Below are 18603 nucleotides of genomic sequence, written 5' to 3' on the forward strand. Positions count from 1 at the left end.
AAAGACTATAGAAATAAATCAATGAAAGGGGTCCGTTAAAATGAATTATGAAGTCTTTGAACTTGGGAGTGTTACATTCCAATCCGGCGAGACGTTGCCTAACGCATTTCTCGCATTTAAGACCTATGGAACATTAAATCAAGACAAAAGCAATGTGGTAATTTACCCTACTGCATTTGGAGATACACATGAAAACAACGAGTGGTTAATTGGTAATGGAATGGCTTTGGATCCTGAAAAATATTTTATCATCGTTCCAAATCTGCTGGGCAACGGATTATCTTCGTCCCCCAGCAACACACCTTCCCCGTTTGACCGGGTTAATTTTCCACATGTAACCATCTATGACAATGTGAAATTACAGTATCGGCTGGTGACCGAAAAATTCGGTATTAAAAAGATTGCCCTTGTCGTTGGATGGTCAATGGGAGGTATACAATCATTCCAATGGGGAGCAAGTTATCCAGACATGGTGGAACGAATTGCACCTTTTGATGGTGCTGCTAAGACTTGGCCGCATACGTATGTGGTACTTGACGGAATGAAAGCAGCGCTCACGGCTGCAGTTGGCTTCGATTCAAGTAAATTAAACCAATTAACTTCTGGAGACATGCGCGCCGTTGGCCATGTCTATGCGGGTTGGGGCGTATCGCAGGCGTTTTATAGAGAGGAACTTTATCGTGAGCTGGGGTATAATTCATTGGCAGATTTTATGACTGGTGTCTGGGAAAATAGCTTTATGAATATGGATCCGCACAATGTCCTGGCCATGTTATGGACAGGACAATTTGCAGATATTAGTGCAAATCCCACGTATAACGGGAATTTCGATAAGGCGCTCAAAAGCATTACAGCGCTTGCCTGCATCATGACAAGTAGCACCGATCTCTTTTGCACGGCGGATGATAACGAATACGAGGCTAAGCTTATACCTAATGCTATTTTTAATCCAATAGAATCGATTTGGGGTCATTTTGCCGGTCGCGGGATCAATAATGCCGATAATAAATTTATTGATGACAACCTAAAACGTCTGTTGGCGAATGGTGCAAACGGATAAATCAGAGGCGTTCCGTCATTTCTAATTAAGGCATAAGTCATAAGTATACTGCAAACGGGCACTTTTTTCTAATAAGGCTCAGTGATAAATAGTGTTGATTTTTTAGTGTATTAATCGTATAATACATGGGATGTGTATTATGTGGTTAATACACTATTGTTATAGAGTATGTGTACAAGATTAGGGGAATGAGAATGAAACCAACAATGACTACAGATCGAATAAATGTACTTGATTTAATTCGAGGATTTGCCCTGATTGGGCTACCATTTGTTAATGTGCCCGGCATCAGGTGCCTTCTGCCACAATTTTATTGAATATAGCACCCATTTGGTAGTGCTCTAATTGATGGAGTGTTTATTACAGAAGGATTGTATAAATTTGTATACCTCAATAGTTATCCTGATGATGGAGTTCAAATTAATTTTGATTTTGGCGACATTACCATGAGAATTGTAAGCGTTGAAACTGCAATTAAACCAATACAGAAACTTCTCAAGAACCAACCCAATCCTGACAGTATTGCTAAAAATGTCAAATAAGAACTTTTTTGAAAGAAAAGGATAAGATAATTTTCTGTTGTTTGGAATACTAGAGTCGAAGTGAATATCTGCCCTTATATTAGGGATTGTGGGAGTGGAGGTGAATATAATGGGGTATTTTGCGATAACCACGCTTATCTTAGTTATTATAATGGTACTTTCCCGTGTTGCTATCTTGCGAGTTAAAGGGATTGAAGCGATGAAGTTTGGTGAAATGGATAAAAAGGATTACATCGCAATACCATTTGTTCTATTGTATTTTTATATTGTATTGACATCTGTTATTGACCTTCCGGCGTTAGGGACTGTGTTATTTAAAAGTATGGTTGTAAGCTGGATAGGTATTGCTTGTTGTACTCTTGGTTTTATCATCTTTTTGTTTAGCCTAATCGCATTTGGTAAAAGTTTTCGTGTTGGCATAGATGAGAATCATCCGGATGAACTTGTTACATCAGGTGTATTTTCAATTAGTAGAAATCCAATCTATACAGCATTTTTGTTTATATTGATCGGGGTATTTTTAATTATTCCAAATTGGATATTGTTACTGTATTTCGTTGTCGGTTTTTGGTTTATTAATCGCCAAGTTCGCCGTGAAGAAGATTCTTTGGAAAAAATTTATGGTAATGAATACAAGGAGTATTGTAAAAAAGTTCGTAGATATCTTTGATAAGGGAGTAATAACTATGTTCCGCAATACCAGCTAATTGTAAAAATGACTGTTCCAGAATTGGGCCTATTCACTAATAAGGAATAGCGCTAATATGGCATACAAGTGCCATTTTGTGGAATAAGATTGACTTTTTTTCATTTGTTAAAGATGACCTTTAAGGGCAGGAGATGGAATTGATAAACCAAGAATATACAGCAGTATTTAATGATGGGGGTAATCAAAAATAGTGCCCAGCCTAGTTGTTTTTTTCTGGCAGTATACGAAACTAAATGTATAGCAGCTATATATTATCACATTATCGGTAACATCTTATTCCTTCTTTTAGCCTTTTGTAAAATCAGAAATTATCTGTATTAGAATAGTATGCACTTGATTTTTAATATAAACCCTTTACGAGTAAACATAATTTTAAGAATACTTTTGTTTCAATTATTTAATACGTGGAATACCAGTTGTAAAAGTGCTAAAAATTACAGCAATTAAAATAATGCTGAAATACATAGAAAGGAGGGTCAGCCCATGATATACTTTGGAAATCTATCTCCGGCAAGCAGTAGTTCATCATCAAGCAATACTAACAGCAATAGTAATTCTGCAAGTGGTTCCGGGTCCGGATCAGGATCTGGTTAAATCGATCGGCCTCCTAAGTAGGAGGCTAGTCTAAGGGTAAGGAGCCTAAGTATGGTGTTCTATGGAGAGCAGAAGGAAAATATTGAAATAGACAGAGCAGGTATAGAACCACTGGTAAAAGATGATCATTTCATATCTGAATATATAGTGTTAAAGCATGGTTAAAATGTGTATTAGGAATCATCTTAAACAATGCTACTATTCATATATAAGATAATCTTATAGATTGGAGGCTAAAACGAATGGAGATCATAAAAGGGGAAAGAAGTTTTGATCTAGATCAGTTTTTAGAGAAGCCATTGTTTGCTCATCTTTCAACACTTTCACTGAAAGGACCAAGGGAATCACCGGTGTGGTTTTTTTGGAAGGATGAATGTCTTTGGATTATAGGAACACCTAAAGATACATTTCCGTTAAGGGTAGAAACGAATGCCGGATTTGCGGTTGAATACTGACTCAGAAACGTTGCAATGGCGGCCAGGAATGTTGATGCGGGGCTTGAAGGAATTACCGGTTTCTTTTTAGGATATGTGCTAAAAAAATTGGGCATGATTTCGGAATTGAACCGGACTCATTACTTAATTGTAAAAATCTAAAGATACATACTGATAAGAGAGCTGTATTTTGAGGTTGTTGAGAAATAAAGGGAAATAACAAACGTTATTTCCCTGGAGTTGTTAAGATAAATTATGTTCTATCCCAAAATCGTTGTTGCGTGATTGCGGAAACAAATTCCTTTGCAAAGTTAGGATTATTTGCAGCTGAAACGACGCCGAGTAGATTATTTCCTTCCGATGCCTGAATAAAAGACTGTCCGGTTGAGGCAACACCAATTGGTTTATAGTGTTTATATGCTACCTGTGTGAAATACGTTATATCTGAATTAAATTTTGCTTGATTTGTGGAACTTCCACCAACAACATAAACAGAGTCAAGTAAATAAGGACTTGTTGTGATAAAAGTGTAATCAACTTTGAGTTTTGTACCATCTCTACCAGTGACCGTGCCAAGCTTTTCGCTTATAATGTCAACAAAAACTCCGGATTGGTTTAATATATTCAGTACATTTGCCACCTCTTCATTATCAAAATCATCATTAATCAGTACTCCTACTTTTTGTGTTGATGCGGAAAAAGGGGAATTGGCCATGCTAAGCGACGGGTAACTTGTTTCAACTTGTACATGGGTTCCACTTGGGCGGTCAACACCAATATTTTCAGCGACAATGCCAGCCATTTCCTTATCCACGTTTACTAGCGTATTAACGTTTTGCTGTCGGACAGATTCACTTTTTACTCTACCAAGTTGATAACTCAACGCTTGAATCGTGTGCTGTTTTTCAATAGGTGTTATGCTATTCCAAAAAATCCTTGGTTGTGTGAAATAATCTTTGAACGACTCGCTCCGGGCACGTATAGCCTGTCCATCTACTTTTTTTGGATAATGCTCATAACCTCCTTCCTCCGGGGGTGTTGTGTTAGGAGTATTATTTGCTAGCGAATTTTTATGGTAGTTGACTTGATCAACATCAATTCGATATCTCATAGCGCCTCGGCGATTATTATTATGAAACGGACAGGTTGGTTGATTGATTGGTAAATCTTGAAAATTTGCTCCAAGTCGATGGTATTGAGCACTTTGATAAGCAATTAACCGGCCCTGAAGGACGGGATCATTGGAAAAGTCAATTCCCGGGACGACATTTGCAGGATTAAATGCTACTTGTTCCAATTCCGCAAATTCATTATCAACATTTCTATTTAAAGTCATCTTTCCGATCAATTGTACCGGGATAATTTCTTCTGGCCAAAACTTTGAAGAATCCAGAATATCAAAATCGAAATTGAATTCATCCTCCACAGGAATCAGCTGGACACCCAATTCCCATGCGGGATAATCACCACGGTCAATTGCTTCCCGCAGGTCGCGACGATGGAAGTCCGGGTCGATTCCACCGATTTTCTGTGCCTCATCCTGAGTTAATGAATGAACACCAAGGACAGGTTTCCATACAAATCTTACAAAGGTTTCTTTCCCTTGCTCGTTCACAAATAAGTAAGTGTTAATCGAAAATGATTCTATCATACGGTAACTTCTTGGAAGGCCCCGATCCGACATGATCCACAGCACCTGATGAAGTGATTCCGGATTATTGGCTACATAATCCCAAAAATTATCGTGAGCGGCAGACGCTTGCGGCATCGCCGTATCCGGCTCTGGGAAATACGCATGTAACGCATCCGGAAATTTCATCGAATCTTGAATAATTTTAACGGGCATATTTATTGTTGTCAGATCGTAATTTCCTTCCTCGGTATAAAACTTCGTGCCCCAGCAACGCATATCTCTTGCTGTATCCTTAGAACCTTTACTCCCTTGTACGGTAGAAAAACGAACAATAACAGAAGTTTTCTTTCCAGGTTCCTGCAAAAATCCGGCTTTTGTAAACTGCTTCATCGACTCATAACATTCAAATTCCCCATGGGCTCCATAACCTCTTGCATGGACTACTCTTTCAGGGATCTCTTCCCGGACGAAACGAGTCATTTTTTCGAAGAATTCGTAGTCTTCTCGTAAGGCAGGGCCCCGATCACCTGCTTTTAATTGATGCTCATCATTTGAAATTTTTTTTCCTTGATTTGTGGTCATAGGATTCCCTGTGTTTTTAACGCGATACTGATTCAATTGCTCATTTTTGAGGCTTTCGCTGTTTTTGCCAGTCCCTTTTTTAATGTTTCTTGAATTATCCATTTAATCACCTATCCTTAATGACTGAATCTAACACCTATAATATGTGTAGACGGTTATGTATATATTCACAGCGTAATAGCTGATGGAAGGCGAAGGTACAAGGAAAACAGGAAGCGGGCGTTTTTATAAAGGAAAGAACCTAATGCTTTTTTTTAGGCAGATGAGCTCTTCCGGTCAGTTAAGGATTGGTTTATATGATGATAAAATTAATGTGCCGGAACCGTTAGAAAAGTCGCTGCTACTTGCAAGCATGAAAAAATGTCAGCCTTTTTTGGAACTATTTACTCTCGTCACCTAAATAAATACAAAAAAGCCCATTTATTGGTGTCCTGGTTGTAATATATCATCTAAATCTTTATCATTGTCGTCCTGGTCATTTTTATCTTGATCGTTTTGGTCCTGGTTGCCTCGAATATTTTCATTTTTTAATGGGTCTTCATTAATATCTGAGTCATTATCGTTGTGATCTTGTTGCTCGGAAGGCTCTTCAGTAGGATCTGATTCCTGATCATCGTTTAAATTTGGAGCCCCGCACCCAAACAGTAACCCGGAGGACAGTATTACAGTAGAAGCACCCATTGTTAATTTCTTTAATCTCATCATATTCACCTCAATATCAATATTATTTCTTTTATTATTTACAACTTCATTTCATCTATTCAGGGCGAGATTTATGGAAATTAATGGTGTTAAAAGCAACGTTGTTTCAATTGACTTGACTAGGAACCCACTAACAAAATGAACAAACAAACGGAAATTAAAACGTAGGGTTTGCATAGGATAAAAAGAACCCTGGGGAAACCTTTTATAAAAATTTAGATGACGTGTAGATGAAGGAATTTTTTAGTCAATGCAATGCCCGGGGTATATGCATATTTGAAAGGAAATCCAACAATTCCTTATGTGTCTGATGCCCGTTTTTGGATTTCCTTTCTTTTTCATGGCATAGAAAATCTTGATTTGACTTTGCAGTAATGGTGATAATTAGGAAAACTATTGGCACCCAAACTGAATATAAGGGCCATTCAATAGAATAAGGATTTATAGTTAAAGGATAAAATTTATGAAGATTCTTTCCCTCTATATGGTTACCCGTTCCACGCAGGGGTGAGATTTCATATGCCCACTCCGGTTGAAAATTCGCGTACTTGGCAAGTATAATAACAGATTATTGGATTGGAGTGGTGCATATGAGCTTTATAACATTGGCAGTAGAACTGATTACCGGATTTGTCATTCTGTTTATTTTGGTTAAAATACTTGGCAAAAAAATCATTGAACAGATTACACCGTTCACCTTTATCGCGGCGATTGTTCTGAGTGAGCTGTTGGGGAATGCCCTTTATGATAGGAAGGTCGGAGTCGAATATATTATTTTTTCCATGACATTATGGGCTATTATGCTTTTTATTGTAGAAGTTCTTGGCCAGAAGTCCTTGCTATTTCGAAAAGTTTCTGAGGGTAAGCCATCAGTTTTGATTCGAAACGGCATTGTCAATCGCGATCAGCTTAAAAAGAATCGTATGAATATTAATCAGCTTCAAAGCCTTCTGCGTCAATCCGAAACCTTCTCAATACGGGAAGTTGCATATTGTTATCTCGAGGCAAACGGCTCGATCAGTATTTTGAAAAAAACACCAAAACAGAAAGTGCAGCAGGATGATATGCAGTTGCCCCCCAAAAAAGTGTACGTTCCTGTAACGCTAATCCGTGATGGTGAAATGCTGCATGACGAATTAGCGGAAATTGGGAAGAACTTGAACTGGTTAACAAATGAGCTGAAAAACCAGGGAGTAGAAAACTTTCAAAATGTTTTTCTTGCTGAATGGCTGGAAGGGGATGGGCTTTTTGTGCAAACCTTTGAACAGGTATCAGGATGACCATTAGTGAGCTATTAGATAGTTAATACAAAAACCGCTAAGCTAGAGACTTTCAGCAAGTGGTGGCTTTTGTAGTTGAAAACGTTGAATAAGCTTCGAATATACTGTTATATCTCTTCATTATCAATTCCACTACAATATGGCGCTATCCCCAATAAGGGGACATTGAGAAGTTTGACGTCATGCGCTCCACGTTCGATTCCATCATTCAAAAACAGCAAATAGATTTTTAGTGCTCCATCATTTACATCTCCCCAACGAATCGTATAATTTTGATTAACACCACTTTTTCGAACACACGTGGCGTACGCTGTTCCTGATTATGGTCGCTATGTCGATAAGGACGAACTTCAATGACTAAATGGCTTTATGTTTTGAACCGACCAGTAGCCTAACTTTGGTGTTTTTGAAGGAGGAAATACCTTTATAAGCATAGATAAGAAGGAGTTGTATAATAGTTAATTAATTACTCGAGTTATGTGAATATTCGATTAAAAATACTGATAAAGGGTAATGGAAAGTATCTAACTCATAAAGGAGGTGCTGATAATCAACCACTTAAAAAAGCTAGATAATAATAAAGAAAACCTAGATGGTGAATTATTGTTTAATTTAAATGAAATAAGGACAAAACAAAGCGATAACTCGGATTCCAATTCTAATTCAGATTCGAACGACAACTCGGATTCCAATTCTAATTCGGATTCGAACGACAACTCGGATTCCAATTCTAATTCAGATTCGAACGATAACTCAGATTCCAATTCTAATTCGGATTCGAACGATAACTCGGATTCCAATTCTAATTCAGATTCGAACGACAACTCGGATTCCAATTCTAATTCGGATTCGAATGATAACTCAGATTCCAATTCTAATTCGGATTCGAACGATAACTCGGATTCCAATTCTAATTCAGATTCGAACAATGACCCAGATTCTTATTTATAAGTGAACGGTATGGCAACATTCATATGTGTATTCCTGCAAAATGAATACTTTGAGCAGCAGTAGAGAATGAATAGATTGGATTTAAATAGGAATTAGCTTTTTAAGGAGAAAAGCTAATTCCTTTTCTTTTCCATTTTACATTACCTTTAATATTTAATTACAAAATATTACGAATTACTGTGGTAATAACTGGAATTATTTTGTATTATGAATATGTTGAGTTTTAACAATTTTATGGGAAAGGGAGCTGTTACATGGGGAAGAAAGTATTTTTAGCATTGGGGTTAATTTTGCTGCTGTTCAGTGTATTTGCACAAACCAGTTTTGCAAAAGTTTTTAATCCTGTATCCGATCCTTTGGGGGAAGATTGGGTTTGGCGCAACGATAACAGCGGGTGGCTTTATACATATGTGAAGGAGGATGTGGACGGAAACCTAGTTTATTGCTTGTCTCCAAATTATGATACGCCTAATGGACAAAACCTTGAACCAATCGGTCCAGTGAGCGAAAATGAAGCCAATGTGCTGCGCGTTGGTTATCCGCAAAATCATTGGGGATTGAGTGAAAATAAGGCGCTTTATGCCACGCAAGTTGCTTTGTATATTGCAAGCGGGGCTTTTGACTGGTCGGATCTGCGTTTTGATGATACAGATATTAAAAAGGCAGTAGAAAAAATTCTGGACGAGGCCGGGCAACTTGAAAATTCAGATACAGCTGTACTGAATGTATCGAGTGCGCAGGTTCAAGCAACCTTGTCTGATGGAGAATATATGACATCGGTTATTCGGGTGAGCGGTGATCAGGGAACGTATAGTGTTTCCTTGAATGGAGCACCAAAGGGAACAAAAGTCGTTGACGAAAATGGTGTGGCAAAAGAAAAGTTCAAGGTTGGAGAAGGTTTTAGAGTAATTTTTAGTGCCCCAAAAAGCGGTGATTTTTCCATTACAATCAACGGCGCACTAGAAAAAACAACGACGATGGCGTATGAAGGCACGTCTCACAATGTTCAGGATGTTGTTGAATTAATTCCAATTACAAAAAATAAATCAGCAGAAGTCGCCGTGTCATGGGAAGCAGCAGGTGATCTTGTTGTCAAGAAAGTTAACAAGCAGGGGAATCCGGTTGAAGGGGTAACATTTGAGGTTAAAAACAGTCAGGGAGAATTTATTGTTGAAGGTACTTCAAATGAAGATGGGCTGGTTGTTTTTGAAAATTTAAGTCCAGGTCATTTTACGGTACATGAAACAAAGGCACCGGAGGGATATGCACTAAACCAAACGGCATATGATGTTCAAGTGAAAAATGGCAAAAAGACAATCTTAACTGTTAAAAACAAACGCATTCAAGGCATGCTGGAAATTACAAAAATAGATGCCAAAACAAAGGAGGCATTACAAGGTGCTGAATTCACCATTTATAATGAAGCGGGTGAAGAAGTATCCAAATTAGTTACGAATGAAGATGGCATCGCTTCTATCAAACTACCATATGGCAAATATACATTCAAAGAAACAAAGGCTCCTAAAGGTTACAGTTTGAATGAAAATATATTCCTTTTTGAAATTAAATCGGAAGGACAAATGATTAGGAAGAAGGTTACGGACGAAGCAATTGAAAAAGATATAGAATCACCGGTGAAACATAATGATCGAAACAATGATAAAGGGGATAAGAAGCAAATAGGCGGAAAATTGCCGGTGACATCAAGTAATAGCCTGACAAATGCTGCTGTCGGTCTTGCAATTGCGATTGCTGGTACAGTTTTATTATTTTTCCGGAAGAAACGAATTAACTGATTTTCCAAAGGAGGAATAATAGTGGGGTCAAAAATAAAACTCTTTGCAATTGCACTTATAGCCTTTGGATTAGTGTTCGGTGCTTGGAACACCTATGAATGGTGGAAAAGCTCCCAATCTGTTAAAGCAATTGATGTAAGTGCATCCACAGGCAAGAAGGATTTGTCGAAACGTGAAAAAAGGACGATTTCGAAAAAGCAACAGAACGATAGTGGAAGCGGGTCAGGTCAAAAAGGCGCGCAAACATCTAAGACTTTTTCAACACTTAAAGGCGATTTTTCGAGAGGCAAACATGTAGCGGAACTAATAATTCCCGAAATTGATTCTGCGTTTGAGGTGTACTGGGGTACTGGTACGGAGGCGCTTCGTAAAGGCGTTGGCATGTATGTCAGTGAATGGACAACAGTTCCCAATTTAAAAGGGGGACATACTGTGTTAAGCGGCCATCGGGATACAGTCTTCACGGAACTGGGAGAACTTGAAGAGGGTGACAGCTTATCATTGGAATTCAAAGGGAAAACCTATTATTATCAAATTACAAAAATATGGATAACGGACCCTGACGATAGAACTGTTATTGTAAAGAAAGACGAATCCATATTGACTCTGACAACATGCTATCCATTCAACTATGTGGGCAGTGCACCTAAGCGATATATCATCCAATCCAAACTAATTAAATAAGCTGATTGACAAGAGGGACAGGATTACTGTCCCCCTGTTATTCAAAACAATTGGGGAGGATTATTATAAAGAATGTCGAATACTTGTTTATTACAATTAATTTAAATGGAGGGATAAAAATGCAAAAGACTGCTTTGTTGGTTATTGATGCTCAAAACGAGATGTTTGACGAATATAACCCGGTATACAAAGGGAAAGAACTGCTAGGAAACCTTCAATATTTAATTGAAAAGGCCCGTTCAGCTGATGTTCCAGTTGTTTTTGTCCAACATAATGATGGTGGGCTTGTGAATGGCACTCATGACTGGGAGATTCATTCGTCCATTAGACCGAAAGAAGGAGAAACCGTTATTCAAAAGTGGACACCGGATTCATTTCATGAAACGAATCTACAGGACGAACTAAAAACAAAAGAAATCCAAAGTCTTGTTGTGACCGGAAATCAGACCGAGTGTTGTGTAGATACTACGTGTCGCCGTGCATTTAGTCTCGGCTATAAGGTTACACTTGTCAAAAATGCCCATGGGACATGGGATTCCGATTTCCTAAGTGCGAAACAAATCATTGACCATCACAATAAAGTGTTGGGTAATAACTTTGCTGATCTTAAAGAAACTAGAGAGATTCAGTTTTCTAATTAGGGCTTCATTAAACGAAGGGCGCAGTTATCAAATAAGAGCTGTGCCTGTTTTTACATAAGGGCAAGGTCGCGGAATAAAAGTGGAATGTTTAATATATAATTAAAAGGAAAATGTCAGTCCGAAATGGAGTGCAGGTTTAATAGCAGCACTTCATTTTTTTCCGTTAGTTTTTTAGTGTCAGTCATATTGTTCAATACAAATGGTGGACGTTGTGAGACATGTGAAGGGCTTGGCTTTGTTATGAGTAACATGTTATTTTTTAATGATATGGAAGTTGTCTGTCCAACGTGTAAAGGTAAACGCTTTAAAGAACACATCCTCAATATTACGTACAATGACTACAATATAAATGACTGCCTAGAGCTTTCAGTTGAGGAAGCATTAGATGTTTTTAAAAATGAATCCAAAATTCATAAAGTCCTCAAATTATTAACCGAAATCGGATTGGGTTACTTAAAACTTGGTCAATTACTTACAACATTATCTGGTGGAGAAGGTCAACGATTAAAGTTATCTACTTCCTTAATGAAGAAAAATAAACAAAAAAGTCTATTCTTATTAGACGAACCTTCAACAGGTCTGCATCCTTATGACATTCGATATTTGTTAGAATTATTCAATCGATTAATCGATAAAGGTAATTCCATTATCATGGTAGAACATAACATCCATATGATTAATGCGAGTGATTGGATCATTGATCTTGGACCAGAAGGTGGTGTCAAAGGAGGACATATTATTGCAGAAGGGACACCAAATGATATTAAAGCAAATCAATCATCAGTGACAGGACAATATTTATGAATTATAGTCTCCAGATATACGAATGGACGCAATTCCGGAATAAAGAACAGCCCCAAATTGCCTTTTAGGGCGTGGGAATCGCTGAAATTCAGCCAGGAGGAAAGAAATAATGAATATTGCACAGTTTGAATCTTATCTCAAAATAGATACTGAACAGTTTAACGAAGTAAATATAAAAACACTGAACCACTACATGGAACGTTATATGCTGACGATTCCATTTGAAAACATCGATGTACAAAATCAAAAGCCTATTTCCGTTGATATTAAGGACTTATATAAGAAGATAGTTCTTCATAAGCGTGGTGGTTTTTGTTATGAAATGAATACACTGTTTTATCATTATTTATTGAAAAAGGGGTTCCATGCACATCTTGTGTCAGCAACCATTCATACTCCTAATGGGGGCAGGAGTATGAATGGTTCTCATATGTCAATAGTTGTTTATTTGGACAGGCCCTATGTGGCTGATGTTGGTTTTGGAGACCTTCCTTTGCATGCGATGCCGTTAGGGAATGAAAACGATGCGGATGTGATTTATGATACGAATGGTTGTTATCGTGCTATTTATCTGGATCAAGATCATTTTCATGTGCAAAAATGGCTTGATGATCATTGGCGTACATTATATGAAGGTACTTTAACCTCACTAAGTATTACAGATTTTGAAGGCCCGTTAACGTATAACCAGCATAATGAAAACTCTATTTTTGTAAAAAAACTCGTAATTACAAAACCAAACGAATGGGGCCGTGTAACCATGTCTGAACATAACGTAACCGTTACGCAGCGTGAGAAAAAGAGTAAAATACAAGTAACAAAAGATAATTATCAACAATTATTAAAAGACTATTTTGACTTACATGTAAAAATAGACCGTTTGGAAAATACAACTGACAACACCGAAAATTAAAATTGACGATCAAATGGCTGATCAATTTAGTGGATTTAATTTATAAAAAAATGCCATGCAACTTGCCGGATTTTTGGGTTTGGAGATGATGTCGAATGTCACATACGAAGGAAAGAAGGGCTGTTAGGAGTCAAATGGGTTTTATAGGTGCTTCATATGCATTTTTAGTAGTTATGATAGGTACAACGCTTCCGACACCATTATATCCAATATATGGGGATACATTCGGGTTATCTCCTTTAATGATAACAATTATTTATGCTGTTTACGCAATCGGTGTTATTGGGGCACTGCTTGTATTTGGTCAACTATCTGATCGTATTGGGCGCCGAAATATATTAATCCCGGGTGTCATATTATCTGCAGTCAGTTCACTTGTGTTCTTGTTTGCGGCTGGCATAACATCTTTGTTTATCGGCCGTGTATTATCCGGTTTATCTGCCGGATTATTTACGAGTACCGCTACCGCAACCTTGGTCAATTTAGCACCAAGCCACAAACAAGGTAAAGCGTCTATGATTGCGAGTGGGGTTAATATGCTGGGATTAGGACTGGGACCACTTCTTGCCGGTATTCTGGCCCAATACCTTTCTTATCCTATACGTCTTGTATTTATTGTCGATTTTGTGATACTTATACCAGCATTTCTTGCGATTTGGTTCATGCAGGAACCGGTAAAGGTAACACAAAAAGCTAAATTGAAGGTTCAAAAGCTGCTTGTTCCCCCGGAGGTCCGCGCTACATTTATTCGCGCAGTGATTCCAGTATTTGCAGGGTTCTCTATGCTTGGTTTGTTTACAGCGGTGTCGCCCACCTTTCTGCAAGAGGTAATCCATTTGGACAATAAGGCCGTTTTGGGTATGATTGTGTTTTCAACTTTTTGTGCTTCTGCAGTTGGACAGTTGTTATTAACAAACACTTCTAATCATATTGTGCTAACGTTAGGCAGTGCTATCTTATTTATTGGAATTATTTTTGTTGGTATTTCATTATTATCTCGTTCATTAACAATATTGCTTATCGGTGCAATTATTTCAGGAGTTGGTCAAGCGTTCAGTTTTCGCGCGGGACTTGCTTCAGTGAACGCAAAGACTTCTTCCGGTAAGCGTGGTGAGGTTACCTCCAGTTTTTTTACGATAGCTTATATTGCACTTTCCATTCCTGTAGTTGGTGTGGGCTTACTTGCAAAATGGACAGGAATACAGGTAGCGGGCATTGTTTTTAGTGTTGTTATTGCTTTAGTTGCACTGATTGCTTCGATCCTCTTATTAACTCGTCGGCATTAATACTTCCTAATAAAAGTAAAGGACTATCCCGGAAAAAAGGCATGAATGTACAACAGCTCCATGTTATTAATTGATTTTATCTCCCATACCCAGGCCGCTAATCTTAAAGGCATCTTCTTTATTATCATACCTTGCAAGAAAATTAACGTGTTGATCGACTACCTTAAATACAGTAAATACAATATCCTGACCCTTGATTGTGTTATCATCATTAAGCCAAGTTCCGTGTTGCACGAATACAGTGTAGTGATCCTTTGCATACCTTTCAATAGTTGCCAATTGTAAATTAGCCCGTTCAATCCACTCGCCCAAATCCTGATGAGTTATTACTCCTGTTCCTTTGGGTCCGATTAATTCCAGATCAGGAGATGTTATGTTTGATAATTCCTCCAAATTTTTTTGATTGGAAAGATCAATCCATGTTTCTGCAGTCTCAATGGTTTCAACGGTATTATCATTCATGACTTTTCATCTCCCTTGGGTTCATAATGCCTTTAAAAAATAGATTAGCAGTATGTTGAATGTACACCTTTACCGGCATTTTTCTTCCTACCACCATTTCCTGGTATAAATGAGGCTCAAACAAGTTTATAAAAGCTGAAGACATAAACTCTATTGGAAGGTCGGGGTCGAATAAACCTGATTGTTTCCCCTCGTCTAACATCTCGTGTATACTATCAAAAATTTTGCTTAGAATTTCCTTAATTTCTGTTTCATAGGATTTGAAGATTGTAGTGATGTCAGTGCTGCTTTTTAGTAAAAACTGAAAAAAGGCTCCAGCTAATTCGCGTTGCAGGATAAATTCAAGCTTTTCTTTTGGACTGTCGGGAAGATCTTTTGCCTGATCAACGGATCCAAGAAACGACTGCATCTTGGGCTTCACCAACGTATAAACAAGATCCTCTTTCTTTGGGAAGTGCAAATATAATGTACCTTTAGCAATACCGACTCCATTAGCGATTTCCCCCATACTGACGTCATAGTAACCTTTTTCCAGCAATTTCTTATCTGCGTAATCCAAAATAAGACGTTCTCTATCCTCGCGTTGCTTTTGTTTTAAAGAAACCCTCGAACCCATAATTGAATGTACCTCCAAAAAATGAATTTTAATCCATATAATGACTTTAAAGTCATTGTATAAATGCAAGCTTGGTTTGTCAATGTTTTGGAATGACGGTTTGTCAACTAACTGGATACTGAGCATGAATGGTGCACAAAAAAGGAAATGAGGAATTACTGTCGAATAACAAATAGGTGTAGATAGTATTTGTTAGAAGAATGATTTCTTTCTTGAACAAAGGTGGAAGCTGAATGATTAAGATTTTCACGAATTACACTGAAATGAGGGATGTTAAGTGGGGATTGATTTTCACAGTAAAAAAAATCGCAATACTTATACTACGCGAGAAGCTGATATTTCATGGACTGAAATAATTAATGACTTAGTATCTGTTAAGGATATATCTAATGTCTTAGATATTGGCTGCGGCGGGGGAATTTACTCTAAGGCGCTAGCGGATATGCAGGCAGATTCTGTTACTGGTATGGATTTTTCCGAAGTAATCCTTGAAGGTGCAAGGGAAAACTGCAAAGAATATGAAATGATTTCATTTGTGCAAGGGAATGCCTTAGACACAGCGTTAGACAGTAACAGTTTTGGTTTAGTGCTTTCAAGAGCATTAATACATCATATTAAAGATTTACAGACTTGTTTCAACGAAGCGTATCGGGTATTGGAGGATGATGGAGTATATATTGTTCAGGATCGTACTCCCCAAGACTGTGCGTTGAAGGGGGATGATAACCATATCAGAGGTTATTTCTTTGAACTTTTTCCAAGATTAATGGAAAAGGAAACAAACCGCAGATATAGCAGTCAATTTGTAAACGAAGCCCTTCAAGCAGCTGGTTTCAGAAATATGGAAGAAGTCACTCTGTGGGAAGTAAGACAAGTGTTCGAAAGTAAAGATCAATTGCTGCAAGATTTAAGTAAAAGAACAGGAAAAAGTATATTACATGAATTAAATGATGCTGAATTACAGTTATTAATTGATCATATTGACAAATCGATATCCACAAATAATGGAATAATTGAAAAAGATAGATGGACAATTTGGAAGGCGGTAAAATAGGTTGTATTGGATATGTTGGGCGCAAATATCTAATAGAACAGTAATGTATGCGACATTTTTCCTAAAGGGGCGGGAATTCATGTGTGTTTATGAAAAACCTGTTCTTAACCCTTAGCCCCCTCTAATTCGAACGCCTCTGCCAGCAGCCGATATGATTTAACTTTTGTATCAAAGTCTTAAATATTTGTGATGATTAGAAACTCATCTGTCCGATAATATTCGCTTAGCATCTCCAATTTTGCTTTTACTTCTTCCGGGGTTCCAATCACACAACGCTTGCGGTTTTTTGCGATTTCTTCCAATTCATCCTGCCGAAATGCTTTTTTCTTCACTTCCTTCATAGAAGGGATCTTTGTATCAGCGCCCTTTCCAACATTCAACAACCATTTGTCCTGACTTAATGCAAGTTCCTCTGCTTCATCATGTGTGTCTGCACATACGACAAAAATGCATACATTACTTTGAGGCTTGTCCAGGGTGGGGGAGGGTTGGAACTTCTCCCGATATGTCTCCATTGCCGTCAGTCCATTGGCTGGATTAATAAAATGACCGAATGTGAATCCTGTTCCGTTCTTGGCAGCGTTGGCGGCCCCTCTATCTGAAAGTCCAAGCACCCACAGCGGTGGAACCGTCTTAGTTCTCGGTGTGGCCTTTACCATACGATAGGGGTGCTCCTTCGGCAATGTATTATGCAGAAATCCCTGTAAATCCTTTAATTGTCCGGGGAAAGCTGTCATGCTTTTTTTGATACTATCTGTCAGTGCTAACCGTGTATTCTTTGCTCCTCCTGGAGAACGGCCGACCCCTAAATCAATCCTGCCGGGAAAGAGTGCTTCCAACATCTTAAAATTCTCTGCAACTTTAAGGGGGCTGTACTGTGGAAGTAAAACCCCTCCGGAACCGATTCGGATTGTATTGGTTTGTGAGGCAATGCGTGTAATAAGTATTTCCGGTGATGTGCTCGCAAGTCCATTTGTATTATGGTGTTCTGCCACCCAATATCGCGTATAACCTAATGTTTCGGTGGATTTGGCCAATTTCAGGGTGTTGTTTAGGGTTTCTTCGGGGGTGGATCCCCTCGGGATTGGTGCCTGGTCCAATACACTGAGTTTCACTTTGAAATCTCCCTTCATCGGTTGTTTGCAGATAGGTTAATGATGACACAGTTATGGGGAATTTGCAGAGGAAATACTCAGGTTAAAAAAACAGTTAACTACTTGAAATTAGATTCATACAAATGATAAAATCTATTTTATCAGTGTGTAGAGATATTGGTTCTGCTCTTGTTAACCAAAAATATATGTCTTCATGATACGTCTGCCATCTGAAATATTATCTGTGGAGATGTTAATGATGCATGAAGAAACAAGATTACCTCGAAATGGCAAGGAATTTATATTATTCCTTGCCATCATTTCAATCCTTTCAGTCAACATTATTGCCCCTGTTATTATGGGATTTGAATTCGGGTTCCATAAAGAGATTTATTTTGAAACATTACAGGTCATCCCATTTGTATGGATTTGTGTCATTCTATTGGTAACGCTTATTGCAAATCCAATTGTTAATAAATTGGTGCCAAAGTTCGTTAAATCAACGGACGGTTTTAATGCAAGAGTATTGTTTACTATACTGTTTAGCGTAACCATTTTGTCCATTTTACTGACAATTATCGGATCCTGGATTGGTATGAAAGAAATTAGTTTGGAACCGATTCAAACGTTCTTTTATGACTGGCCACGTAATTTTTTTATTGCATTTTGGGTTGAGACGTTAATAGCACAGCCAGTTGCAAGGTTTGCCATGAAAAAATTACATGCTAGTCAGGCAAGTAATACAGTAAATGCATAACATAATAGT

Annotated in this window: 17 protein-coding genes; 12 read left to right on the forward strand and 5 right to left on the reverse strand. The window is 38.0% G+C overall.

Features of this window, described 5'->3' with window-relative positions; translation table 11 throughout:
* Positions 1-40 precede the first annotated feature (40 nt).
* The 3 genes from B1K71_RS09765 to B1K71_RS09775 all read left to right on the forward strand — a co-directional run bounded on the left by B1K71_RS09765 (position 41) and on the right by B1K71_RS09775 (position 3360).
* On the forward strand, positions 41-1060 hold the full coding sequence (locus tag B1K71_RS09765) for an alpha/beta fold hydrolase (RefSeq protein WP_077326389.1): 1020 nt from the start codon (positions 41-43) through the stop codon (positions 1058-1060).
* A gap of 651 nt (positions 1061-1711) precedes the next feature.
* Positions 1712-2272, forward strand: coding sequence for a methyltransferase family protein (locus tag B1K71_RS09770; RefSeq protein ID WP_077326391.1), 561 nt, complete (start codon positions 1712-1714; stop codon positions 2270-2272).
* Positions 2273-3147: 875 nt separating this feature from the next.
* Complete coding sequence (locus B1K71_RS09775; protein ID WP_175631885.1) at positions 3148-3360, forward strand: hypothetical protein; 213 nt, start codon at positions 3148-3150, stop codon at positions 3358-3360.
* Positions 3361-3592: 232 nt separating this feature from the next.
* Here B1K71_RS09775 and B1K71_RS09780 read toward each other — a convergent pair whose 3' ends face one another.
* Together B1K71_RS09780 and B1K71_RS09785 are read right to left on the reverse strand one after the other, a co-directional pair.
* On the reverse strand, positions 3593-5656 hold the full coding sequence (locus B1K71_RS09780) for a catalase (protein ID WP_077326393.1): 2064 nt from the start codon (positions 5654-5656) through the stop codon (positions 3593-3595).
* 318 nt (positions 5657-5974) lie between these two features.
* The gene (locus tag B1K71_RS09785; protein WP_077326395.1) at positions 5975-6256 is read right to left on the reverse strand and encodes a hypothetical protein; all 282 of its coding nucleotides are present in this window, start codon (positions 6254-6256) and stop codon (positions 5975-5977) included.
* A gap of 590 nt (positions 6257-6846) precedes the next feature.
* On the opposite strand from B1K71_RS09785, the gene B1K71_RS09790 reads away from it, so the two are divergent.
* The 7 genes from B1K71_RS09790 to B1K71_RS09825 all read left to right on the forward strand — a co-directional run bounded on the left by B1K71_RS09790 (position 6847) and on the right by B1K71_RS09825 (position 14611).
* Complete coding sequence (locus B1K71_RS09790; protein ID WP_077326397.1) at positions 6847-7536, forward strand: DUF421 domain-containing protein; 690 nt, start codon at positions 6847-6849, stop codon at positions 7534-7536.
* 1205 nt (positions 7537-8741) lie between these two features.
* The gene (locus B1K71_RS09800; RefSeq protein WP_077326399.1) at positions 8742-10283 is read left to right on the forward strand and encodes a SpaA isopeptide-forming pilin-related protein; all 1542 of its coding nucleotides are present in this window, start codon (positions 8742-8744) and stop codon (positions 10281-10283) included.
* Positions 10284-10301: 18 nt separating this feature from the next.
* Positions 10302-10967, forward strand: a complete 666-nt coding sequence (locus B1K71_RS09805; RefSeq protein WP_428848870.1) for a class D sortase — start codon at positions 10302-10304, stop codon at positions 10965-10967.
* A 119-nt stretch (positions 10968-11086) separates the two neighbouring features.
* Complete coding sequence (locus tag B1K71_RS09810) at positions 11087-11608, forward strand: cysteine hydrolase family protein (RefSeq protein WP_077326401.1); 522 nt, start codon at positions 11087-11089, stop codon at positions 11606-11608.
* A 240-nt stretch (positions 11609-11848) separates the two neighbouring features.
* Positions 11849-12412 (forward strand): AAA family ATPase, encoded by a 564-nt coding sequence (locus B1K71_RS09815; protein ID WP_245799230.1) that lies wholly within the window; start codon positions 11849-11851, stop codon positions 12410-12412.
* 109 nt (positions 12413-12521) lie between these two features.
* A complete protein-coding gene (locus tag B1K71_RS09820; RefSeq protein WP_077326403.1) occupies positions 12522-13325 on the forward strand; it encodes an arylamine N-acetyltransferase family protein in 804 nt (267 codons plus the stop codon).
* 95 nt (positions 13326-13420) lie between these two features.
* Complete coding sequence (locus B1K71_RS09825) at positions 13421-14611, forward strand: MFS transporter (protein ID WP_077326405.1); 1191 nt, start codon at positions 13421-13423, stop codon at positions 14609-14611.
* Positions 14612-14677: 66 nt separating this feature from the next.
* Here the strand turns inward: B1K71_RS09825 and B1K71_RS09830 are convergent, their stop codons facing one another.
* The gene (locus B1K71_RS09830; protein ID WP_077326407.1) at positions 14678-15073 is read right to left on the reverse strand and encodes a hypothetical protein; all 396 of its coding nucleotides are present in this window, start codon (positions 15071-15073) and stop codon (positions 14678-14680) included.
* A complete protein-coding gene (locus B1K71_RS09835) occupies positions 15066-15689 on the reverse strand; it encodes a TetR/AcrR family transcriptional regulator (RefSeq protein WP_175631886.1) in 624 nt (207 codons plus the stop codon). Before B1K71_RS09835 ends, B1K71_RS09830 begins: the two co-directional genes overlap by 8 nt.
* A 277-nt stretch (positions 15690-15966) precedes the next feature.
* Between B1K71_RS09835 and B1K71_RS09840 the strand changes: the two genes are divergently transcribed.
* A complete protein-coding gene (locus B1K71_RS09840; protein ID WP_077326411.1) occupies positions 15967-16743 on the forward strand; it encodes a class I SAM-dependent methyltransferase in 777 nt (258 codons plus the stop codon).
* A 176-nt stretch (positions 16744-16919) separates the two neighbouring features.
* On the opposite strand, the gene B1K71_RS09845 is transcribed toward B1K71_RS09840, so the two are convergent.
* Entirely contained in the window at positions 16920-17858 is a 939-nt protein-coding gene (locus B1K71_RS09845) for an LLM class flavin-dependent oxidoreductase (RefSeq protein WP_077326413.1), read from the reverse strand.
* A 238-nt stretch (positions 17859-18096) separates the two neighbouring features.
* On the opposite strand from B1K71_RS09845, the gene B1K71_RS09850 reads away from it, so the two are divergent.
* On the forward strand, positions 18097-18594 hold the full coding sequence (locus B1K71_RS09850) for a hypothetical protein (RefSeq protein WP_077326415.1): 498 nt from the start codon (positions 18097-18099) through the stop codon (positions 18592-18594).
* The last annotated feature ends 9 nt before the right edge of the window (positions 18595-18603 follow it).

The sequence above is a fragment of the Virgibacillus siamensis genome (assembly GCF_900162695.1).
Classification (GTDB): domain Bacteria; phylum Bacillota; class Bacilli; order Bacillales; family Amphibacillaceae; genus Lentibacillus; species Lentibacillus siamensis_A.